The 22047-nt window shown below is 70.1% G+C and carries 17 protein-coding genes; 12 read left to right on the forward strand and 5 right to left on the reverse strand.

The window, feature by feature from the left end; all coding sequences use genetic code 11:
* The first annotated feature begins 66 nt into the window (after window positions 1-66).
* Together ACIGAQ_RS13860 and ACIGAQ_RS13865 are read left to right on the forward strand one after the other, a co-directional pair.
* Window positions 67-3198 (forward strand): efflux RND transporter permease subunit, encoded by a 3132-nt coding sequence (locus ACIGAQ_RS13860; RefSeq protein ID WP_399782381.1) that lies wholly within the window; start codon window positions 67-69, stop codon window positions 3196-3198.
* A 143-nt stretch (window positions 3199-3341) separates the two neighbouring features.
* Window positions 3342-5582: a protein kinase gene (locus ACIGAQ_RS13865; protein WP_399782384.1), complete on the forward strand. Its 2241-nt coding sequence runs from the start codon at window positions 3342-3344 to the stop codon at window positions 5580-5582.
* A 30-nt stretch (window positions 5583-5612) separates the two neighbouring features.
* On the opposite strand, the gene nadA is transcribed toward ACIGAQ_RS13865, so the two are convergent.
* On the reverse strand, window positions 5613-6797 hold the full coding sequence (gene nadA, locus ACIGAQ_RS13870; protein ID WP_311687510.1) for a quinolinate synthase NadA: 1185 nt from the start codon (window positions 6795-6797) through the stop codon (window positions 5613-5615).
* Window positions 6798-7080: 283 nt separating this feature from the next.
* On the opposite strand from nadA, the gene ACIGAQ_RS13875 reads away from it, so the two are divergent.
* The gene (locus tag ACIGAQ_RS13875) at window positions 7081-7437 is read left to right on the forward strand and encodes an iron-sulfur cluster assembly accessory protein (protein ID WP_010037217.1); all 357 of its coding nucleotides are present in this window, start codon (window positions 7081-7083) and stop codon (window positions 7435-7437) included.
* A gap of 150 nt (window positions 7438-7587) precedes the next feature.
* On the opposite strand, the gene ACIGAQ_RS13880 is transcribed toward ACIGAQ_RS13875, so the two are convergent.
* Both ACIGAQ_RS13880 and ACIGAQ_RS13885 read right to left on the reverse strand, forming a co-directional pair.
* The gene (locus ACIGAQ_RS13880; protein WP_399782387.1) at window positions 7588-9555 is read right to left on the reverse strand and encodes a hypothetical protein; all 1968 of its coding nucleotides are present in this window, start codon (window positions 9553-9555) and stop codon (window positions 7588-7590) included.
* Between the two features lie 146 nt (window positions 9556-9701).
* Window positions 9702-9911 carry a hypothetical protein gene (locus tag ACIGAQ_RS13885; RefSeq protein WP_362273864.1) on the reverse strand — a complete coding sequence of 70 codons (210 nt, stop codon included), beginning with the start codon at window positions 9909-9911 and terminating at the stop codon, window positions 9702-9704.
* 132 nt (window positions 9912-10043) lie between these two features.
* Here ACIGAQ_RS13885 and ACIGAQ_RS13890 point away from each other — a divergent pair, with 132 nt between their 5' ends.
* Window positions 10044-11018, forward strand: coding sequence for a carbohydrate kinase family protein (locus ACIGAQ_RS13890; protein ID WP_311687519.1), 975 nt, complete (start codon window positions 10044-10046; stop codon window positions 11016-11018).
* A gap of 49 nt (window positions 11019-11067) precedes the next feature.
* Here the strand turns inward: ACIGAQ_RS13890 and ACIGAQ_RS13895 are convergent, their stop codons facing one another.
* A complete protein-coding gene (locus ACIGAQ_RS13895) occupies window positions 11068-12447 on the reverse strand; it encodes an aminotransferase class V-fold PLP-dependent enzyme (RefSeq protein ID WP_362273861.1) in 1380 nt (459 codons plus the stop codon).
* Between the two features lie 264 nt (window positions 12448-12711).
* On the opposite strand from ACIGAQ_RS13895, the gene coxB reads away from it, so the two are divergent.
* From coxB to ACIGAQ_RS13915, 4 genes are all read left to right on the forward strand, one after another.
* Window positions 12712-13677 (forward strand): cytochrome c oxidase subunit II, encoded by a 966-nt coding sequence (gene coxB / locus ACIGAQ_RS13900; RefSeq protein WP_094056626.1) that lies wholly within the window; start codon window positions 12712-12714, stop codon window positions 13675-13677.
* Entirely contained in the window at window positions 13674-15410 is a 1737-nt protein-coding gene (ctaD, locus tag ACIGAQ_RS13905; protein WP_311687524.1) for a cytochrome c oxidase subunit I, read from the forward strand. Before coxB ends, ctaD begins: the two co-directional genes overlap by 4 nt.
* Window positions 15407-15805 (forward strand): cytochrome c oxidase subunit 4, encoded by a 399-nt coding sequence (locus ACIGAQ_RS13910; RefSeq protein WP_094052444.1) that lies wholly within the window; start codon window positions 15407-15409, stop codon window positions 15803-15805. Before ctaD ends, ACIGAQ_RS13910 begins: the two co-directional genes overlap by 4 nt.
* 164 nt (window positions 15806-15969) lie before the next feature.
* Entirely contained in the window at window positions 15970-17217 is a 1248-nt protein-coding gene (locus ACIGAQ_RS13915; protein WP_399782394.1) for an Ig-like domain-containing protein, read from the forward strand.
* A 6-nt stretch (window positions 17218-17223) separates the two neighbouring features.
* Here the strand turns inward: ACIGAQ_RS13915 and ACIGAQ_RS13920 are convergent, their stop codons facing one another.
* Window positions 17224-17625 carry a hypothetical protein gene (locus ACIGAQ_RS13920; protein WP_399782397.1) on the reverse strand — a complete coding sequence of 134 codons (402 nt, stop codon included), beginning with the start codon at window positions 17623-17625 and terminating at the stop codon, window positions 17224-17226.
* A 145-nt stretch (window positions 17626-17770) separates the two neighbouring features.
* On the opposite strand from ACIGAQ_RS13920, the gene ACIGAQ_RS13925 reads away from it, so the two are divergent.
* The 4 genes from ACIGAQ_RS13925 (at window position 17771) to ACIGAQ_RS13940 (ending at window position 21967) form a co-directional block, all read left to right on the forward strand.
* Window positions 17771-18391 carry a heme-copper oxidase subunit III gene (locus tag ACIGAQ_RS13925; protein ID WP_309095172.1) on the forward strand — a complete coding sequence of 207 codons (621 nt, stop codon included), beginning with the start codon at window positions 17771-17773 and terminating at the stop codon, window positions 18389-18391.
* An 80-nt stretch (window positions 18392-18471) separates the two neighbouring features.
* Complete coding sequence (locus ACIGAQ_RS13930; protein ID WP_362280342.1) at window positions 18472-19284, forward strand: cytochrome c; 813 nt, start codon at window positions 18472-18474, stop codon at window positions 19282-19284.
* Window positions 19281-20348, forward strand: a complete 1068-nt coding sequence (locus ACIGAQ_RS13935) for a Rieske 2Fe-2S domain-containing protein (RefSeq protein ID WP_311687532.1) — start codon at window positions 19281-19283, stop codon at window positions 20346-20348. Before ACIGAQ_RS13930 ends, ACIGAQ_RS13935 begins: the two co-directional genes overlap by 4 nt.
* Window positions 20345-21967, forward strand: a complete 1623-nt coding sequence (locus ACIGAQ_RS13940) for a cytochrome bc complex cytochrome b subunit (protein ID WP_311687533.1) — start codon at window positions 20345-20347, stop codon at window positions 21965-21967. The genes ACIGAQ_RS13935 and ACIGAQ_RS13940 overlap by 4 nt, the downstream gene beginning before the upstream one ends.
* The last annotated feature ends 80 nt before the right edge of the window (window positions 21968-22047 follow it).

Below are 22047 nucleotides of genomic sequence, written 5' to 3' on the forward strand. Positions count from 1 at the left end.
GGGGCGGGCGCTCATCTGCGCGCCCGCTGCCGCTTCTGCCGTTAAACAGAAGAGAGACCCTGACCCATGTCCTGGCTGTCGAGATTCAGCCTCGCCCAACGGGCCCTGATAGGGCTGATGTCGATCATCGCGCTCGTCTTCGGGGCGATCGCGATACCCCAGCTCAAGCAGCAGCTGCTGCCCACCATCGAACTGCCCATGGTGTCCGTGCTGGCGCCGTACCAGGGCGCGTCCCCGGACGTGGTCGAGAAGCAGGTCGTCGAACCCATCGAGGACAGTCTCGAAGCCGTCGACGGCATCAGCGGCGTCACCTCCACCGCCAGCGAGGGCAACGCCGTGATCATGGCGTCCTTCGACTACGGCAACGACACCAAGCAGCTGGTGGCCGACGTCCAGCAGGCCGTGAACCGGGCGCGTGTGCTGCTCCCGGACGACGTCGACCCGCAGGTCGTCGCCGGCTCCACGGACGACATCCCGACGGTCGTCCTCGCCGTCACCTCCAGCCGCGACCAGCAGGCCCTGGCCGACCAGCTCGACAAGACGGTCGTGCCGGACCTGAAGAGCATCGACGGCGTCGGCCAGGTCACCGTCGACGGCGTGCGCGACGTCCAGGTCACGGTCACGCCCGACGACGCGAAGCTGGCGAAGGCCGGTCTGACCGCGCAGTCCCTCTCCCAGGCGCTCCAGGCGGGCGGCGCGACCGTCCCGGCCGGCTCCTTCGACGAGGACGGCGCCAACCGCACCGTCCAGGTCGGCGGCGGCTTCACCTCGCTGCGGCAGATCCAGGACCTGAGGGTCACGGGCGAGCCCGGCAAGGGCGAGCCGGTGCGCCTCGGCGACGTCGCCACGGTGAAGCAGCAGGAGGCCCCGGCCGACTCCATCACCCGCACCGACGGCAGGCCCAGCCTCGCCGTCGCCGTGACGATGGACCGCGACGGCAGCGCGGTCGCCATCTCCGACGCCGTCCAGGACAAGCTTCCCGACCTGCGCAAGGACCTCGGCTCCGGCGCGACCCTCACCGTCGTCAGCGACCAGGGCCCGGCCGTGTCCAAGTCCATCAAGGGCCTGACCACCGAGGGCGCCCTGGGTCTGCTCTTCGCGGTCCTGGTGATCCTGGTCTTCCTGGCCTCGATCCGCTCCACCCTCGTGACGGCGGTGTCCATCCCGCTGTCCGTGGTCCTCGCCCTGATCGTGCTGTGGACGCGCGACCTGTCGCTGAACGTCCTCACGCTGGGCGCCCTGACCATCGCCATCGGCCGGGTCGTCGACGACTCGATCGTGGTCCTGGAGAACATCAAACGCCACCTCGGCTACGGCGAGGAGCGCCATTCGGCCATCCTCACCGCGGTGCGCGAGGTCGCGGGCGCCGTGACGTCGTCCACGCTCACCACGGTCGCCGTGTTCCTGCCGATCGGCCTGGTCGGCGGCATGGTGGGCGAGCTGTTCGGCTCCTTCAGCCTCACCGTCACGGCCGCGCTGCTGGCGTCCCTGCTGGTCTCCCTGACGGTCGTCCCGGTGCTGTCGTACTGGTTCCTGCGGCCCCCCAAGGGCACCCCGGAGGACGCGGACGAGGCACGCCGGATCGCCGAGGAGAAGGAGGCCAGGAGCCGCCTGCAGCGGATCTACGTCCCGGTCCTGCGCTTCGCGACCCGCCGCCGCCTGACCAGCGTGGCCATCGCCGTCGCCGTCCTGATCGGCACCTTCGGCATGGCGCCGCTGCTGAAGACGAACTTCTTCGACCAGGGCGAACAGGAGGTCCTCACGGTCAAGCAGGAGCTCGAGCCCGGCACCAGCCTGGCGGCGACCGACGCCCAGGCGAAGAAGGTCGAGAAGCTGCTCGCCGGCACCGAGGGCGTGAAGGACTACCAGGTCACGGTCGGCTCGTCCGGCTTCATGGCGGCCTTCGGCGGCGGCACGGACACCAACCAGGCCTCGTACCAGGTGATGCTGGACGACTCGGCCTCCTACGAGGACGTCCAGGACCGCATCGAGAAGGGCCTGGCCGGTCTGAAGGGCATCGGCACCACCACCATCGCCGCCGGTGACGGCTTCGGCGCGCAGGACCTGAGCGTCGTGGTGAAGGCCGCCGACGCCGGGGTGCTGCGCACGGCGTCCGAGGAGGTCCGCAAGGCGGTCGCCTCCCTCGACGACGTCACGGACGTCACCAGCGACCTGGCCACCAGCGTCCCGCGCATCTCGGTGAAGGCCGACGACAAGGCGGCCGCGGCCGGTTTCGACGACCAGACCCTCGGCGCCGCCGTCGCCCAGGCCGTCCGCGGCACCACCGCGGCCAAGGCGGTCCTGGACGACACCGAGCGCGACGTCGTCATCCGCTCGGCGAAGCCCGCGCGGACCCTGAAGCAGCTCCAGGACCTGCGCCTGGGCGCGGTGAAGCTCGGCGACATCGCGACGGTGAAGGTGGTCGACGGGCCGGTCTCCATGACCCGCATCGACGGCCAGCGCGCGGCCACCATCACCGCGAAGCCGACCGGTGACAACACCGGCGCGGTCAGCACCGAACTCCAGTCGAAGATCAACGCGCTGAAGCTCCCGGACGGCGCCACGGCGTCGATCGGCGGTGTCTCCGAGGACCAGGACGAGGCGTTCGCCAACCTGGGCCTGGCGATGCTGGCGGCCATCGCGATCGTCTTCCTGCTGCTGGTCGGCACCTTCCGGTCCCTGGTCCAGCCGCTGATCCTGCTGGTCTCCATCCCGTTCGCCGCCACCGGCGCGATCGGCCTGCTGGTGGCGACCGGCACCCCGATGGGCGTCCCGGCGATGATCGGCATGCTGATGCTGATCGGCATCGTCGTCACGAACGCCATCGTGCTGATCGACCTGATCAACCAGTACCGCAAGCAGGGCCACGGCATCGTCGAGGCCGTGGTCGAGGGCGGCCGGCACCGGCTGCGGCCCATCCTCATGACCGCCCTGGCGACCATCTTCGCCCTGCTCCCGATGGCCCTCGGCATCACCGGCGAGGGTGGCTTCATCGCCCAGCCGCTGGCCGTGGTGGTGATCGGCGGCCTGGTCACCTCGACGCTGCTCACCCTGCTGCTGGTGCCGACGCTCTACGCGATGCTGGAACTCCGCAAGGAGCGCCGGGCGAAGAAGCGCGCCGCCAAGCGTGCCAAGAAGGCGGGGGACCGCTCCGGCGCGACGCCGTCCTCGGACGAGCCGGAGCCCGCGTCCGTCTGATCGAGAGTCCTCGCCGGGCCCGTACGCCAGGTCCGGCTCCAGGCCGGGGCCCGAACCGGAAGCAACGGTTCGGGCCCCGGCCTGTGCCGTGCCGGCGTTACGTATCCTGACCCGGACTGCTTGGCGGGGGAGAGGAAGCGGGCGTGCCGCTGCAGAAGGACGACCCGAAGTCGGTCGGCGGGTACAAGCTGGTCGGCCGGCTCGGGTCCGGGGGCATGGGGATCGTCTACCGCGGCCGGGCCCGTTCGGGGCGCGAGGTCGCCGTGAAGGTGGTGCACGCCCAGTACGCGGAGGACGCGGTCTTCCGCGCCCGTTTCCGCCAGGAGATCGAGGCCGTCCGCAAGGTGAGCGGCGCCTTCACCGCGCCGGTCCTGGACGCCGACCCGGAGGCGGTCCGGCCCTGGATGGCCACCCAGTACGTGCCCGGGCCCTCCCTGGCCGCGCTGATCCGGGAACAGGGTCCGCTGCGCGGTGCCGCACTGCGCCGGCTGGCGCTCGGACTGGTGGAGGCGCTGCGGGAGATCCACCGGGCGGGGGTGGTGCACCGGGACCTCAAGCCCGCCAACGTCCTGATGGCGGAGGACGGCCCGCGCGTCATCGACTTCGGCATCTCCCGCGCGGCCGAGAACCACCACACCCTGACCGAGACCGGCCAGATGATCGGCACCCCGCCGTTCATGTCGCCGGAGCAGCTCACCGACGCGCGCTCCGTGGGCCCGGCCTCCGACGTGTTCTCCGTCGGCGCCCTGCTCGTGTACGCGAGCACCGGCCGGGGCCCCTTCGACGCGGACAGCCCCTACCTGACGGCCTATCGGGTGGTGCACGACGCGCCCGTCCTGGACGGTGTTCCGGAGCCCCTGCATCCGCTGCTGGAGCGCTGCCTCGCCAAGGACCCCGCGACCCGGCCCGGACTGGACGACCTGGCCGCGGAGTTCGTGGCCGCACTGCCGGAGACGGGCCCGGACGAGCAGGACACCGTGGCACTGCGCAGGGACGAGGCGGCCCTGGTCAGCACCCGGCCCGCCGCGGTCGCCGACGCCGACCCCGGCCCCCCGGCCTCCGGGCGGCGCCCACGCCGTGCCCGGCGGTGGTGGGCCACGGCCGGCACGGCGACCGCCCTCGCGCTCGGCCTGACGGGCTATCTGCTGCTCGGTCCCGGACTCGGCGAGGACGACTCCCGCTCGGGGACGGACACCACCGGCGCCGCGCCCTCCCGCTGGACGACCGTCCCGGCCGGCTGGAAGCCCTGGCAGACCACGGTGCACGCCACCGCCGCGCAGGGCGTGAAGCAGGGACGCGGCATCGACGAGGGCGGGTCGATGAACGGCCCGGAGTGCCAGGTGTACGAAGGGGCCGTCCACTGCGCGGGCGACGGAGTGCTGCCCGTGCGCCTGGACGCCCTCACCGGACGGGCCCGCTGGCGCGCCGACGTGCTGCCGCCCGGCACGGGCGACGGGGCGTACAGCTTCTCCGTGCTGGGCATCACGGACGACGCGATGCTGGTCGAGCAGACGTACGACCCCCACCAGGGGGACGACGTCAAGGTCACCGTCGCCGCCCTCGACACCGGCACCGGCGAGCGGCTGTGGCAGCGCACGGTCAACGTCGACGCGGTGCGCCCGTACGTCTCGGGCGGGCTGGTGATCGTCCCGGACGACGGCGGCCGCTCGGTGACCGCCCGCTCTCCGCGCACCGGCGAGGAGCGCTGGACGGCGCCGCTGCCCGCGGGGCAGTACTGCGGTCCGGCGGACACCGGCGAGAACCCCTACCTGCGGTGCGGCCCGGACGAGATGCCCTCGAAGGAGACGGTCCTGCTGCGGCTTGACCCCTCCGACGGCTCGGCACGGCGTCTGACGGTGCCCGTCGACCAGACGGTCGTCGGCACGTCCGAGGGCCGTCTGGTCCTCCTCGAACCGACCGAGGACGAGCAGGACGAGGCGTTCGCCGGGATCCGGCTGCTAAACCCGGACACCGGAAAGGCGCGCGCGGTGAAGTTCGCGGAGCCGCTGGAGGGCAACGCGGCGTACTCGGACGGCACCCTGTGGTTCGCCACGTCCTCCGGGCAGGTCGTCGCCGTGTCGGTCCGCACGGGCGAGCGGTTGTGGCAGACGCGGACGAGCCTGGAGCAGCCCAGCGGCATCGTCCACGACCCGCATGCCCGCGCGGTCTACCTGTCCAGCGCCAGCGGCCGGGTCGCCGCCCTCGACACGAGGAAGGGCACGCTGCTGTGGGAGACCCTGCCGCGGGCCCGGCGGGTGACGAACCCGGGCTGGTCGGGCTCCGCTGTGCTGCTCCACGAGGGCGCCCTGGTCGTGGCCACCACGGACGGCGACGTCTTCACCCTCGACCCGGCCCACCCCGACCGGAAGCCCGTCCCGGGGTGAGCCGCACCGGCCGCGAGGGCCGGGGCAGGGCTACGGCAGGGCCAGCATCCGCTCCAGCGCCAGCTTCGCGAACGCCTCCGTCTCCTTGTCGACCTCGATGCGGTTGACGAGGTTGCCCTCGGCCAGCGACTCCAGGGCCCAGACCAGGTGGGGAAGGTCGATGCGGTTCATGGTCGAGCAGAAGCAGACCGTCTTGTCGAGGAAGACGATCTCCTTGCCCTCGGGCGCGAAACGGTTCGCCAGGCGGCGGACCAGGTTCAGCTCCGTGCCGATGGCCCACTTGGAGCCGGCCGGCGCGGCCTCCAGCGCCTTGATGATGTACTCCGTCGAACCGACGTAGTCGGCCGCGGCCACGACCTCGTGCCTGCACTCGGGGTGCACCAGGACGTTCACGCCCGGGATGCGCTCGCGCACGTCGTTGACCGAGTCCAGGCTGAAGCGGCCGTGCACCGAGCAGTGGCCCCGCCACAGGATCATCTTCGCCGCGCGCAGCTCGTCGGCGGTCAGACCGCCGTTCGGCTTGTGCGGGTTGTAGACGACGCAGTCCTCCAGGGACATGCCCATGTCGCGGACGGCGGTGTTGCGCCCGAGGTGCTGGTCGGGCAGGAACAACACCTTCTCGCCCTGCTCGAACGCCCAGTCCAGGGCCCGCTTGGCGTTGGACGACGTGCAGATCGTGCCGCCGTGCTTGCCCGTGAAGGCCTTGATGTCGGCGGACGAGTTCATGTACGAGACGGGCACGACCTGCTCGGCTATGCCGGCCTCGGTCAGCACGTCCCAGCACTCGGCGACCTGCTCGGCCGTCGCCATGTCGGCCATCGAGCAGCCGGCGGCGAGGTCGGGCAGGACGACTTTCTGGTCGTCGGACGTCAGGATGTCCGCGGACTCCGCCATGAAGTGCACACCGCAGAACACGATGTACTCGGCCTCCGGACGCGCCGCCGCGTCCCGGGCCAGCTTGAACGAGTCACCGGTCACGTCGGCGAACTGGATGACCTCGTCGCGCTGGTAGTGGTGGCCGAGCACGAAGACCTTGTTCCCGAGCTTCTCCTTCGCCCGGCGAGCGCGCTCCACCAGGTCCGGGTCGGACGGCGAGGGCAGGTCGCCGGGACACTCCACGCCGCGCTCGCTCTTCGGGTCGGCCTCCCGGCCGAGGAGCAGCAGGGCGAGGGGCGTCGGCTGTACGTCGAGCTCCTGGGTCTGGGCGGTGGTCACGACACGCACCCTTTCTGTTTCCGGCGACTTTTCGTCGATTTGACGCTATCTATCATAACCGCTTCACGTCACTTTGACGATGCCCATAGCGTCTGTGTGACGTGAATCCCGGCGGGCCGCCGTTCATTCCCGGGAAGGCCGGGAAAGAGGCGTTTTCCGGTTCCCGGCGCGTGTGCGAGCATGAAAAGAAGCCGAGATCGAACGCCGGGCCCGGAATGAATCCGCGGCCGCGCCGGTTGGAACCGTCGGCAAGCAGTCTCCGTACAACCCGGGAGAGATGTAGATGTCCGTATCGGACGAGACCAGCACCGTCACCGACGGCATCATCCTGACCGACGCCGCCGCGTCCAAGGTCAAGGCGCTGCTCGACCAGGAAGGCCGCGACGACCTCGCGCTGCGCGTCGCCGTCCAGCCCGGCGGCTGCTCCGGCCTGCGTTACCAGCTCTTCTTCGACGAGCGTTCGCTCGACGGCGACGTCGAGAAGGACTTCGGCGGTGTGAAGGTCGTCACCGACCGCATGAGCGCCCCCTACCTGGGCGGTGCCACGATCGACTTCGTGGACACCATCGAGAAGCAGGGCTTCACGATCGACAACCCGAACGCGACGGGTTCCTGCGCCTGCGGCGACTCCTTCAGCTGAGCCGCCCGGCCGCCCCGTGCGGCAGCGGACACGACGAAGGCGGCGGCCCCCTCCGACGGGGCCGCCGCCTTCGCTGTGCCGGTGCGCCGCGTTCGCGCCGCGCCGGCCGGTGCGCCGTGCCGGTCCGCCGCCTTGTGCGCCGTGCCGGTCCTACCGCTCGCGCGTCGGGGGAGCCGGCAGCCGCGCGCCCTCCCTGGCCAGCGGAATCGCCTTGCCGTCCGCGTCCACGACCTTCCGGCTGCCGAGCGGCTCGTCCAGCGGCACCGTCTTCTGGAACTGCTTGGCGATCATGATGCAGACCTTGTCCCGCCACGGCGTGGACGTCACCGTGACCGTCACCTCGCCGCCCTTCTCGTCCGCCGTCACGTCGTAGTCGGCGCACACCCCGCCGGTGAACGTCACGGTCAGCTCCGCGCCCTCGGCCCGGTAACCGTCGATCTCCACCTCGCGCGGCCCGGGCTGTGACGTCGGCCCGTCGCCCGGCCGGCTCGGCGACGGGGAGGCCAGGTACTTCGGGTCGACCGCCGGGTACGTCACCGTGAACGGGTCCTTCGCGCCCGGCGCCGTCACCTCGAACAGCCAGGACGGCACGAGCGCCTGGCGGCCGTCCACGACGTGCGCGGCCAGTCCGAACACCGCGTCCCGCACCGTCACCGTGTCCGGCTGCGGCGTACCGCCGGCCGCCGGATCGCAGGGATCCTCCGGCCGGTCCTTCAGCGGCACAGGGCCGGCGCAGCCGCCGATGCCCATCCGGTGGTCGCCCTTCGGCCGCCCCTCCATCAGCTCCAGCGCCTTCTCGGCACCGACCACGGGGTACGTCTCGCCCTTCACCGGCGCCTTCAGCGGGCCGCTGCCGGCGACGACCTCGCCACCGGAGCCGACCGTGATCCCGGTCGTCCAGCCGTGCGTCGGCACTCCGCCCACCTCGGGTGAGGCGTTGACCACCCGCTGGGCGCCCATGACCTGGCTTGCGTCGACCTTCGCGTCGTCCTGACCCAAGGCCATCAGCACCGGGGCCGCGGCCTTCTGCGCCACGTCCTCGCCCACCGGGGTGCCGCCGGGCTCCGGCGCGGTGCAGGTGTCGACGCCCTTGCAGTCGTCGGTGCCCGGGGCGTACCGGGTGAAGGTCCAGGTACCCGGTGCCTGCCGGTTCACCTGCAGACTCGGCCCCGAGCCGTCCTGGCCGCCGATCCTCCAGACCTCGCCCTGGGCGACGGGTGTCCCCGCCACCCCGAGGGCCTTCGCGAGCCGGGTCACGTCGGCCGCGGCGACCTCACCCCGCGCCAGGTACACCGGGGCCTCCGCGGGCCCCTCGGGCAGGGTGCCGTCGACCCGGTAGGTGGCGCCGTAGGGGTTGGGCTCGCCGGGCGCGATGCCGTTGCCGCCGCTCGTGGAGTCCGAGTACCCGTCGAGCGCGAGCGGCGGGGGAGTGCCGTCCCCGCCGGGCGCGCCGGACGTCGCCCCGCCGCCCGACCCGCCGGACGCGTCGGCGGCGAGCCAGGCCCCGCCCCCGCCGATCAGGAGCACGGCGGCGGCGACGGAGGCGATGACCGCGGGCGTACGCGGCCGCCCGCCGCCCTGCGGGGCCCGGTCCTCGCCGTCGCGGGGCAGCTCGTGGACGGGGGCCGGGGCGTCGTGGCTTCCCGCGACGTCGTCCTCGCTCCGCGCCGAGGCGCCCTCGGCGTCATGGGCGGCATCGGCAGCCTCGGGGGCCCTGTCGGTGTCGCCTGTCTCCGAGAAACCGTCGGTCGCGCCGGTCTCCGAGAAACCGTCGGTCGCGCCGGTCTCCGAGACGCCGTCGGTCGCGCCGGTCTCCGAGACGCCGTCCGTCGCGCCTGTCTTCGAGACGCCGTCGGTCGTGGGGGTCTCCAGCGCACCATCGGTCCTGGGAGCCCCCGCCGCACCACCGGTCTCGGAAGCCCCCGCCCGGTCGTCGGTCCCGGAAGCCGCCGACGTCCCGCCGGTCCCGCCGCTCCCGGCCTTCTCGGCGACCCCGTCGGACCCGTTGGACCCCGTCGGCGCCCCGGCCTCGGCCGCACCCGGCTCCGGGGCGTCCGCGGTACCGGCGTCGCCCGCTGCCCTGGCGTCGTCGTCGTTGTCGGGTCGCTCGGTGTTCACCGCATCGCTCCTTCGGCTGCACAGCTGTCCCATGGGACCCGGCCCGCCCGGAACAGGGCCGTCGGTGGGTCGTATCCCGTCTCCCCTTTACGGGGGACAGCGATGGGACGCAGCGGGGGAGCTCGCGGTTCCCGGGCGTGCGCCGCTCAGTCCCCGTAGTCCGCCGAGGCGTCGAGCAGCCGCGCCGACGACGGCGGCACCGTCACGCCGTGGATCAGTGCCGGCGAGACCGGCCGGGCGGCGGCCCGGTCGGGCACCGCCCAGTGCGGAGCCATCCGCGCCCCGTACCCCGGCAGCGACGCCAGCTCGCCTTCGAGATCGACCGGAACGGGGGTTTGGACCTTGAGGTTCGTCATACCGGCACCGTATGCACGCCGGGACTCACGGAGAAAGATCTACTATCGGGTAGTTTCGCTGCCTTCAGGGCGGCCCCGCCCACCCGATAGCGTGAGGCGTCAAGGTCCGCCTCCCTCAGGAGAATCCTCGCCGTGCGCATCGCAGTCACCGGCTCCATCGCCACCGACCACCTCATGACCTTCCCCGGCCGCTTCGCCGACCAGCTCGTAGCGGACCAGCTGCACACGGTCTCGCTGTCGTTCCTGGTCGACAAGCTCGACGTCCGCCGCGGCGGCGTCGCCGCGAACATCGCCTTCGGCATGGGCCAGCTCGGCACCCGGCCGATCCTGGTCGGCGCCGCCGGCGCGGACTTCGACGAGTACCGGGCCTGGCTGGAGCGGCACGGCGTCGACACCGACTCCGTCCGCATCTCCGACACGCTGCACACGGCGCGCTTCGTGTGCACGACCGACGCCGACCACAACCAGATCGGCTCCTTCTACACGGGCGCCATGAGCGAGGCCCGTCTCATCGAGCTGAAGACCGTCGCCGATCGCGTCGGCGGCCTCGACCTGGTCTCCATCGGCGCGGACGACCCGGAGGCCATGCTCCGGCACACCGAGGAGTGCCGCGCCCGGTCCATCCCGTTCGCCGCCGACTTCTCCCAGCAGATCGCCCGGATGGACGGCGAGGAGATCCGCATCCTGCTGGACGGGGCGACGTACCTCTTCTCCAACGAGTACGAGAAGGGCCTCATCGAGACCAAGACCGGCTGGAGCGACGCGGAGATCCTCTCCCGGGTCGGCCACCGGGTGACCACCCTCGGCGCCCGGGGCGTGCGCATCGAGCGGACCGGCGAGGACCCGATCGAGGTCGGCACGCCGGACGAGGAGCGCAAGGCCGACCCCACGGGCGTCGGCGACGCCTTCCGCGCGGGCTTCATGTCGGGCCTGGCCTGGGGCGTCTCCCTGGAGCGCGCCGCGCAGGTCGGCTGCATGCTGGCGACCCTGGTCATCGAGACCGTGGGGACGCAGGAGTACCAGCTGCGGCGGGGCCACTTCATGGAGCGGTTCACCAAGGCGTACGGCGACGAGGCGGCGGCGGAGGTCCAGGCGCACCTGAACTGAACGGCGCCGGACGCGGGTGCGCGGGGGCCGGCCCCCGCGCACCGGGTGCTCAGACGACCCGGCGGACCACGTAGGCCGTCCCTCGGTCCGCCGGCTCCTCTCCCACGTACTCCTGGTTGCGCATCTCGCACCACGCCGGGATGTCCAGCCGGGCGGCCTCGTCGTCCGACAGCACCCGGACCAGGCCGCCCACGGGCACGTCGCCGATCACCTTGGCCAGCTCGATCACCGGAATGGGGCAGCGCTTGCCGAGGGAGTCCACGACGAGGACGTCCTCCTCGCGGGCGACCGCCGCGGCGGCCGGGGCGCCGAGCTTCTCCCGGACCGCCGCCACCGTCCCGGGCAGCACCTCAAGGAACCTCTCCACGTCCTCCTCGGCCGCCCCTGCCGGCAGCGACACCCGCACGTTCCCCTCACTCAGCACACCCATCGCCCGCAGCACATGGCTGGGCGTCAGCGTGCTGCTCGTGCAGGACGATCCGGACGACACGGAGAAACCCTCCCGGTCCAGCTCGTGCAGCAGCGCCTCGCCGTCGACGTAGAGGCAGGAGAAGGTGACGACCCCGGGGAGCCGGCGCACCGGATGGCCCACCACCTCCACGTCCGGGACGAGCCGCGGCACCCGGGCCCGGATCCGCTCCGTCAGTTCCCGCAGCCGCGCGGCCTCGGCGGCCGCCTCCGCCCGTACCGCCCGCAGGGACGCGGCCGCCGCCACGATCGCCGGGAGGTTCTCGAAACCGGGGGCCCGCCCCGACTCGCGCTCGTCCACCGGCCCTTGCGCGGAGAACCGCACACCCTTGCGCACCACGAGCAGCCCCACCCCGGACGGGCCGCCCCACTTGTGCGCGCTGGCCGTCAGCAGCGACCAGTCCCCGTCCACCGGCCCCCAGCCCAGCGACTGCGCCGCGTCCACCAGCAACGGCACCCCGGCCCGACGGCACAGCTCCGCCACCGCGGCGACCGGCTGTTCGGTCCCCACCTCGTGGTTGGCCGACTGCAGACACGCCAGGGCGGTGTCCTCGCGCAGGGCGTCGGCGTACGCCGCGGGGTCCACCGAGCCGGCGCGGTCCACCGCCACCTGACTGACCGAACCGCCCGCCGCCTCGTGCACGTCGGCCGAATGGAGTACTGAAGAGTGTTCGACCGCTGACACGATCAGGTGGCGTCCGACCCGCCGCCGCCCGGCCAACGCGCCCGCGATCCCCGCGTGCACGGCACGGGTCCCCGACGAGGTGAACACCAGCTCGTCCGCGCGGCACCCCACCGCCTCCGCGGCCGCCTCCCGCGCCGCGTCCAGCAGCATCCGCGCCCGCCGTCCTTCTCGGTACAACCGGGCGGGATCCGCCCACCCCTCGTCCAGAGAGGCCAGCAGCGCCTGGCGGGCGACGGAATGGAGCGGAGCAGCGGAAGCAGCATCGAAGTAGGCCACACCGCAACGCTAGAACGCCCGGAAGCGGAACGAACCCCAGGGGCGCGGGGAACTGCGCGAACCACCACAAACAACCCGCAGCCGCCAAACCAGCGAACCACCCACCCCACTAGGCACCCCTCCCCGAGAACCCCCGGAGGGCGTCGGCTAGGGTTTGGTCCGCATAAACATCCAAACCCCTGCCCGACGCAGGGCGGCGACCGACCAGCGAGAAGGCCAGGCCGCAGCCGAACCGCGCGGGCGAGACTCTCGGGAAGGCGCTACGTGAGTCCCAACGGCTCCGACCGCTCGCCGCGGCGCCCGATGCGGCGGAAGCTGCTGCAGGCACTGACCGCGGGCCTGGTCTTGGCGACAGCCACCGGTTGCTCGTACAACTGGGAAGACTTCCCCCGCCTTGGTATGCCCACCCCGACCACGGAAGAGGCTCCGCGGATCCTCTCCCTGTGGCAGGGGTCCTGGGCGGCTGCGCTCGCCGTCGGCGTGCTGGTGTGGGGTCTGATCCTGTGGAGTGCTTTCTTCCACCGGCGCAGCCGCACCAAGGTCGAGGTTCCTCCGCAGACCCGGTACAACATGCCCATCGAGGCGCTGTACACGGTCGTCCCGCTCATCATCGTCTCGGTGCTGTTCTACTTCACCGCCCGCGACGAGTCCGAGCTGCTCAGCCTCAAGAAGAAGCCCGACGTCACGGTCAACGTGGTCGGCTTCCAGTGGAGCTGGTGCTTCAACTACATCGAGCCGGTCGCCGGTTCCACGGGCGACGCCAAGAAGTCCCCGGAGCTGGACGCGATCCCGGACCGGTTCAAGGAAGACTTCCCGGCCGACGCCGGCGGCGTCTACGACTGCGGCACCCCCGGCACCCGGAACCCGCAGACCAACAACCCGGGCCCGACGCTGTGGCTGCCCAAGGGCAAGACCGTCCGCTTCGTGCTGACCTCGCGTGACGTCATCCACTCCTTCTGGGTGGTGCCGTTCCTCATGAAGCAGGACGTCATCCCGGGCCACACCAACGCCTTCGAAGTGACCCCCAACAAGGAGGGCACCTTCCTGGGCAAGTGCGCCGAGCTCTGCGGCGTCGACCACTCCCGGATGCTGTTCAACGTGAAGGTGGTCTCCCCCGAGCGTTACGAGCAGCACCTCAAGGACCTCGTGGACAAGCAGCAGAACGGTTACGTTCCTGCCGGCATCGAGCAGGCGGGCCCCGAGAAGAACCGAAGGTCGAACATCCTGTGAGCATCCTCAACGAATCTCAGGGTGCCGCGGCGGCAGGGTCCCACTACGAGGACGAGTTGCCGGTCCGGCGCCAGAACCGCGGCAGTGTCGTGGTCAAGTGGCTGACGACCACGGACCACAAGACGATCGGCACGCTGTACCTGGTGACGTCGTTCGCGTTCTTCGTCATCGGTGGCGTGATGGCGCTGTTCATGCGCGCCGAGCTGGCCCGGCCGGGTCTGCAGATCATGTCGAACGAGCAGTTCAACCAGGCGTTCACGATGCACGGCACGATCATGCTGCTGATGTTCGCGACGCCGCTGTTCGCGGGCTTCGCGAACTGGATCATGCCGCTGCAGATCGGCGCGCCGGACGTGGCGTTCCCGCGGCTGAACATGTTCGCCTACTGGCTGTACCTGTTCGGCTCGCTGATCGCGGTGGGCGGTTTCCTCACCCCGCAGGGCGCGGCCGACTTCGGCTGGTTCGCCTACAGCCCGCTGTCGGACGCGGTCCGCTCGCCCGGTATCGGCGCCGACATGTGGATCATGGGTCTGGCCTTCTCCGGCTTCGGCACCATCCTCGGCTCGGTCAACTTCATCACCACGATCATCTGCATGCGCGCACCCGGCATGACGATGTTCCGCATGCCGATCTTCACCTGGAACGTGCTGCTGACCGGTGTGCTGGTCCTGCTGGCCTTCCCGGTCCTGGCCGCGGCCCTGTTCGCGCTGGAGGCGGACCGCAAGTTCGGCGCCCACGTCTTCGACTCCGCCAACGGCGGCGCACTGCTGTGGCAGCACCTGTTCTGGTTCTTCGGCCATCCAGAGGTGTACATCATCGCCCTGCCGTTCTTCGGCATCATCAGTGAGGTCATCCCGGTCTTCTCCCGCAAGCCGATGTTCGGCTACACGGGTCTGATCGGCGCGACCATCGCCATCGCGGGCCTGTCCGTGACCGTGTGGGCCCACCACATGTACGTCACCGGCGGTGTGCTGCTGCCGTTCTTCTCCTTCATGACGTTCCTCATCGCCGTCCCGACCGGTGTGAAGTTCTTCAACTGGATCGGCACGATGTGGAAGGGCTCGCTGTCCTTCGAGACCCCGATGCTCTGGGCCACCGGCTTCCTGATCACCTTCACCTTCGGTGGTCTGACCGGTGTCATCCTGGCCTCGCCGCCGATGGACTTCCACGTCTCCGACTCGTACTTCGTGGTGGCCCACTTCCACTACGTCGTCTTCGGTACCGTGGTGTTCGCGATGTTCTCCGGCTTCCACTTCTGGTGGCCGAAGTGGACCGGCAAGATGCTGGACGAGCGCCTGGGCAAGATCACGTTCTGGACGCTGTTCATCGGCTTCCACGGCACGTTCCTGGTCCAGCACTGGCTGGGCGCCGAGGGCATGCCGCGCCGTTACGCCGACTACCTGGCGGCCGACGGCTTCACCGCGCTGAACACGATCTCGACGATCAGCTCCTTCCTGCTCGGCATGTCGATCCTGCCGTTCTTCTACAACGTGTGGAAGACGGCCAAGTACGGCAAGCCGGTCGGCGTCGACGACCCGTGGGGCTACGGCCGCTCCCTGGAGTGGGCCACCTCCTGCCCGCCGCCGCGGCACAACTTCATCACCATGCCGCGGATCCGCAGTGAATCCCCGGCGTTCGACCTGCACCACCCGGAGATCGCCGCCCTCGACCAGCTCGAGAACGTGGGTCACGGCGACAAGGCTCTGGCTGGCGGCAAGGAGGCCGGCAAGTGAAGATCCAGGGCAAGATGTTCATGTGGCTGAGCGCGTTCGTGCTCGTCATGGCCATCGTCTACGGCATGTGGTCGAAGGAGCCGGCCGGTACCACGGCCCTCTTCCTGGCCTTCGGCCTGTGCATCATGATCGGCTTCTACCTGGGCTTCACGGCCAAGCGGGTGGACGTCGGCGCGCAGGACAACAAGGAGGCGGACGTCGCCGACGACGCCGGCGAGGTCGGGTTCTTCAGCCCGCACAGCTGGCAGCCGCTCTCCCTGGCCATCGGTGGCGCCCTGGCCTTCCTGGCCGTCGCCATCGGCTGGTGGCTGATGTACTTCTCGCTGCCGATCATCCTGATCGGCATCTGGGGCTGGGTCTTCGAGTACTACCGCGGTGAGAACCGCACCCAGTAGCACCGCACCGAGCGCCGCAGGGGCCCGGACACTCCGAGAGGAGCGTCCGGGCCCCTGTCCGTGTCAGGGGCCCGGCGCGCGGGCTCCTGCTTTCGACGCAATACATGTCACTCGTACGAGTCAGTCGGCGTGCCGCAGTTGACGCGGCTTCCTAGCGTGAGGCCATGAGCCACACAGCGATCTCCCGCCCCGCCGTCAGCTGCGCACTGCTGGTCATATCCCTCTGCGCGGGCGTCACCGCCTGCGGCTCCGACGGCAACCCCCTCTCCGCCCGGCCCTACGACGCGGCGGACCAGATCTCCTTCAACACCCCCGACGGCCACAAGAAGGCCGACCCGGACAAGCCTCTGGAAGTCGTCGCCGAGGACTCCGACGGACGCATCACCGACGTCACCGCCTACGACGCCTCAGGACGCCACGTGGCGGGCGAACTCGCCGCCGACGGGGGTCGCTGGCACAGCACCTCCCCGCTCGCCGCCAACGCCAGCTACACGGTCCGGGTGAGCACCGAGGACGAGGACGGAGCGCCCGGGCGCAAGGTCCTCACCTTCGACACCGGCAAGCCGGCCGCCAAGAAGCACTTGGACGTCAGCTTCGGCCCCAAGCAGGGCACCTACGGCGTCGGCCAGCCCCTCACCGCCGACCTGAGCCAGCCCGTCAAGGACAAGGCCCAGCGGGCCACCGTCGAACGCGCGCTCAAGGTCTCCTCCACCCCTGCCACGGACGGCGCCTGGCACTGGGTGGACGACAAGAAGCTCCACTACCGGCCGAAGGACTACTGGCCCGCCCACGCCACCGTCCAGGTCCGCAGCAACCTGGAGGGCATCAAGATCGGCGACCGCATGTGGGGCGGCAAGGCCGAGCCGCTGACCATCACCACGGCCGACAAGGTCGTCGCCGTCACGGACGCCGCGGCCCACCAGATGACCGTCTACAGGAACGACGAGGTCGTCCGCCAGATCCCGGTCACCACGGGCATGCCCGGCTACGACACCCGCAACGGCGTCAAGGTCGTCCTGGCCAAGGAGGGCACCGTCCGCATGACCAGCGCCAGCATCGGCGCCTCGGACTTCTACGACCTGATCGTCCACCACTCGGTCCGCGTCACCAACAGCGGCGAGTACGTCCATGCCGCCCCGTGGTCCGTGGGCTCCCAGGGCTACGCCAACGTCAGCCACGGCTGCACCGGCATGAGCACCGAGAACGCGGCCTGGTTCTACGAGAACATCCGCGAGGGCGACATCGTCAAGGTCGTCAACTCCGCCGGCGACTCGATGGCCCCCTTCGGCAACGGCTACGGCGACTGGAACCTCGACTGGTCGAGGTGGCGCACCGGCAGCGCCCTGGTCGGCGGCACGCCCGAGGGCCCCGCCCCGGTGGACAGGGCCCGGCTGCGCCCGCAGAGCGTCTAGCAGCCCTCAGGCGTTCAGAGCCGCCTTCTCCCGCAGCAGGGAGGCCAGGGCGGAGGCGAACTCCACCGGCTCCACCGGCAGCGTCACCGCCGCCTCCGCGCGGCTCCACGTGGCCAGCCACGCGTCCTGCGGCCGCCCGATCAGCAACAGCACCGGAGGGCAGTCGAAGACCTCGTCCTTGATCTGCCGGCAGACCCCCATGCCCCCCATGGGCACGGCCTCCCCGTCCAGCACGCAGACGTCGATCCCGCCCCGGTCCAGCTCCTTGATCACCGCCGCCGGGGTCGCGCACTCCACGAACTCCACCACAGGGACGTCCGGAGCCGGCCGTCGGCCGGTCGCGAGCCGCACCTGTTCGCGGGTGTTGGAGTCGTCGCTGTAGACCAGCACCGTGGCGGTCGGCTGCATTGTTCCTCCGTGGCGTCAGCGTCGTAAGGACAGGCCCGTTGGGCCGGATGCTACTCCCTTGAACACCACGTCAACACCGGTACGACCGGCTTAGACACTCCGAACGGCACCCCCCGGAGTGAGGGCGGGATAAGCGACCGACATAATGTCGGTCGTGGCGACAGCAACGACAGTAGAAACCGGGCACGCGCACCCGTCGGTCAACCGGCCGAACCTCACCAGCGTCGGAACCATCATCTGGTTGAGTTCCGAGCTGATGTTCTTCGCGGCCCTCTTCGCGATGTACTTCACCCTGCGATCGGTGACCGGTCCTGACTTCTGGCAGGAGAAGGCCGATGCCCTGAACTTCCCGTTCTCGGCGACGAACACCACGATCCTGGTGCTCTCCTCGCTCACCTGCCAGCTCGGCGTCTTCGCCGCCGAGCGCGGTGACGTGAAGAAGCTCCGGATGTGGTTCATCGTCACCTTCATCATGGGTGCGATCTTCATCGGCGGTCAGGTCTTCGAATACACCGAGCTGGTCAAGCACGAGGGCCTGTCCCTCTCGTCCGACCCGTACGGCTCGGTCTTCTACCTGACCACCGGCTTCCACGGCCTGCACGTGACGGGCGGTCTCATCGCCTTCCTGCTGGTCCTGGGCCGGACCTACGCGGCGCGGAGGTTCACCCACGAGCAGGCGACCGCCGCGATCGTCGTGTCCTACTACTGGCACTTCGTCGATGTCGTCTGGATCGGCCTCTTCGCCACGATCTACATGATCAAGTAGCCGGGCCCGCATCCGCCGCGCCCGACGAGGCGCGCATCCCAGAAGCATCGACGCAGAAGATCCTGACACCGGGGTAATCCGTGAAAAAGCTCTCCGCACGACGACGCCACCCGCTGGCGGCGCTCGTCGTCCTACTCCTCGCGCTGGCATGCACCGGGGGGCTGTACGCCGCGTTCGCACCCGCGAGCAAGGCGCAGGCCGACGAATCCGCCCAGTCCCTCACCATCGAGGAGGGCAAGAAGCTCTACTCGGTCGGCTGCGCCAGTTGCCACGGCACCGGCGGTCAGGGCACCTCCGACGGCCCGAGCCTGGTGGGTGTGGGCGCCGCGTCCGTCGACTTCCAGGTGGGCACGGGCCGCATGCCGGCCGCCACCTCCCAGGGCCCGCAGGTCCCGAAGAAGAAGAACATCTACACCCAGGCCGAGATCGACCAGCTCGCGGCGTACATCGCCTCCCTCGGCGCCGGTCCGGCCATCCCGACGGAGGACCAGTACAGCCCCGAGGGCGCCGACATCGCCAAGGGCGGTGAGCTCTTCCGGACGAACTGCGCGCAGTGCCACAACTTCACGGGCAAGGGTGGCGCCCTGACGCACGGCAAGTACGCGCCGAGCCTGGAGGGCGTCTCCGAAAAGCACATCTACGAGGCCATGCAGACCGGCCCGCAGAACATGCCGTCCTTCCCCGACACCACGCTGTCGGAGAAGAACAAGAAGGACATCATCGCGTACCTCGACGCGGTCAACAGCGAGAGGACCGAGAGCCCCGGTGGCCTCGAACTGGGCGGTCTGGGACCGGTCAGTGAGGGCCTCTTCGGCTGGATCTTCGGTCTCGGCGGACTGATCGCCGTCGCCGTGTGGGTCGCCGCCCGGACCGCAAAGGCCAAGAAGTCATGAGTAGCCAAGACATTCCAGAAGAGAACCTGCCTGCCGCGCAGTCCGCAGGACATGACGAGCACGGTGTGGTCAGCGTCGCGGACGAGAAGCACCCGTTCGCCGACCCCGGCCTGCCGCCCCACGAGCACCGGATCCAGGACGTCGACGAGCGGGCCGCCAAGCGGTCCGAGCGCTCGGTCGCCCTGATGTTCACGGTGTCGATGCTGGCCACCATCGCCTTCATCGCCGCGTTCGTGGCGATCCCGGTCGACAAGTCGGTCTACATCTTCCCGCTCGGCCACATCAGCGCCCTGAACTTCGCGCTGGGCATCACGCTCGGCATCGCGCTGTTCTGCATCGGCGCGGGCGCCGTCCACTGGGCGCGCACCCTGATGTCGGACGTGGAGATCGCCGACGAGCGCCACCCGATCGAGGCGGAACCCGAGGTGCGCGAGAAGGTCTTCGCGGACTTCAAGCAGGGCGCCAAGGAGTCCGCTCTCGGCCGCCGCAAGCTGATCCGCAACACCATGCTCGGCGCGCTCACGCTGGTGCCGCTCTCCGGTGTCGTGCTGCTGCGCGACCTCGGCCCGCTGCCCGGCGAGAAGCTCCGCCACACGCTGTGGTCCAAGGGCAAGCTGCTCGTGAACATGAACACGAACCAGCCGCTGCGTCCCTCGGACGTCGCGGTCGGTTCGCTGACCTTCGCCAAGCCCGAGGGCCTGGAGGAGCACAGCCACGAGTTCCAGAACGAGATCGCCAAGGCCGCCCTGATGATCGTCCGGATCCAGCCGGAGAACATCAAGGACAAGCGCGAGCTCGAGTGGTCGCACGAGGGCATCGTCGCGTACTCGAAGATCTGCACCCACGTCGGTTGCCCGATCTCCCTGTACGAGCAGCAGACGCACCACGTGCTCTGCCCCTGCCACCAGTCCACCTTCGACCTGTCCGACGGTGCCCGAGTGATCTTCGGTCCCGCCGGTCACGCCCTGCCGCAGCTGCGCATCGGCGTGAACGACGAGGGCTACCTCGAGGCGCTCGGCGACTTCGAAGAGCCCGTCGGTCCTGCCTTCTGGGAGCGCGGATGAGCAACAAGGACGACCGCCGCAAGGCGCCCGCCGGAGAGCGGGTCGCCGACTGGGCCGACGGCCGCCTGGGGATCTACTCCCTGGCCAAGGCCAACATGCGCAAGATCTTCCCGGACCACTGGTCCTTCATGCTGGGTGAGATCTGCCTCTACAGCTTCATCATCATCATCCTGACGGGTGTGTACCTGACGCTGTTCTTCCACCCGTCGATGAACGAGGTGGAGTACCACGGCAGTTACGTCCCGCTCCAGGGGCAGCTGATGTCGGAGGCGTTCGCCTCCACGCTGGACATCAGCTTCGACGTCCGCGGCGGTCTGCTCATCCGGCAGATCCACCACTGGGCGGCGATCATCTTCCTCGCCGGCATGTTCGTGCACATGATGCGCGTCTTCTTCACCGGCGCGTTCCGCAAGCCGCGCGAGATCAACTGGCTGTTCGGCTTCCTGCTGTTCGTCCTCGGCATGTTCACCGGTTTCACCGGCTACTCGCTCCCGGACGACCTGCTCTCCGGCACCGGTGTCCGCTTCACGCAGGGCGCGATCCTGTCCGTGCCGATCGTCGGCACGTACATCTCGATGTTCCTGTTCGGCGGGGAGTTCCCGGGCACCGACTTCGTCGCCCGGTTCTACTCGATCCACATCCTGCTGCTGCCGGGCATCATGCTCGGGCTCGTGGTCGGCCACCTGATCCTGGTCTTCTACCACAAGCACACGCAGTTCGCGGGTCCCGGACGCACCAACAAGAACGTCGTCGGCATGCCGCTGCTGCCGGTCTACATGGCCAAGGCCGGAGGCTTCTTCTTCCTGGTCTTCGGTGTCATCGCGGCCATCGCCGGCATTGCGACCGTCAACCCGATCTGGGTCCTGGGCCCCTACCGTCCCGACCAGGTGTCGACCGGTGCCCAGCCCGACTGGTACATGGGCTTCGCCGAGGGCCTGGTCCGCGCCATGCCGGGCTGGGAGATCAACTTCTGGGGTCACACGCTGGTCCTGGGCGTGTTCATCCCGCTGGTCCTGTTCGGCCTGTTCCTCGCGATCATCGCCCTGTACCCGTTCATCGAGTCCTGGGTCACCGGGGACAAGCGCGAGCACCACATCCTGGACCGCCCGCGCAACGCCCCGACGCGCACCGCCTTCGGTGTCGCCTGGGTCACCGGCTACATGATCATGCTGATCGGCGGTGGCAACGACATCGTCGCCACGCACTTCCACCTGTCGATCAACGCGGTCACCTGGTTCGTCCGGATCGGGTTCTTCGCCGGACCGGTCATCGCGTTCGTCATCACCAAGCGCATCTGCCTCGGCCTGCAGCGCCGGGACAAGGACAAGGTGCTGCACGGCCGCGAGTCGGGCATCATCAAGCGCCTGCCGCACGGTGAGTTCATCGAGGTGCACGAGCCGCTCAGCCAGGAGCAGATGTACACGCTCACGGCGCACGAGCAGTACCAGCCGGTCGAGCTCGGCCCGACGGTCGACGAGAACGGTGTCGAGCGCAAGGTGAAGGGCTCCGAGAAGCTGCGCGCCAAGCTCAGCGACGCCTACTACGGCGAGGGCGCCCAGATCCCGAAGCCCACCGTCGAGGAGTACCGGGAGATCACGAGCGGCCACGGCCACCACTGATCACTGCTTCGCCACGCCACACGAGGGCCCCGTCCGGTGTTCGGACGGGGCCCTTCGCGGTGCCCGGGGGCTGGATAGGG

It is taken from the genome of Streptomyces sp. NPDC085932 (assembly GCF_044540525.1).
In the GTDB taxonomy this organism is placed as follows: Bacteria; Actinomycetota; Actinomycetes; order Streptomycetales; family Streptomycetaceae; genus Streptomyces; species Streptomyces levis.

Bases quoted from the DNA above. Each gene is read 5' to 3' on its own strand.
- ACIGAQ_RS13860 (WP_399782381.1), top strand. From the start codon at position 67: ATGTCCTGGCTGTCGAGATTCAGCCTCGCCCAACGGGCCCTGATAGGG.
- ACIGAQ_RS13875 (WP_010037217.1), top strand. From the start codon at position 7,081: ATGTCCGTATCGGACGAGACCAGCACCGTCACCGACGGCATCATCCTG.
- ACIGAQ_RS13885 (WP_362273864.1), bottom strand. From the start codon at position 9,911: ATGACGAACCTCAAGGTCCAAACCCCCGTTCCGGTCGATCTCGAAGGC.
- ACIGAQ_RS13915 (WP_399782394.1), top strand. From the start codon at position 15,970: ATGAGCCACACAGCGATCTCCCGCCCCGCCGTCAGCTGCGCACTGCTG.
- ACIGAQ_RS13920 (WP_399782397.1), bottom strand. From the start codon at position 17,625: ATGCAGCCGACCGCCACGGTGCTGGTCTACAGCGACGACTCCAACACC.
- ACIGAQ_RS13925 (WP_309095172.1), top strand. From the start codon at position 17,771: ATGTCGGTCGTGGCGACAGCAACGACAGTAGAAACCGGGCACGCGCAC.
- ACIGAQ_RS13935 (WP_311687532.1), top strand. From the start codon at position 19,281: ATGAGTAGCCAAGACATTCCAGAAGAGAACCTGCCTGCCGCGCAGTCC.
- ACIGAQ_RS13940 (WP_311687533.1), top strand. From the start codon at position 20,345: ATGAGCAACAAGGACGACCGCCGCAAGGCGCCCGCCGGAGAGCGGGTC.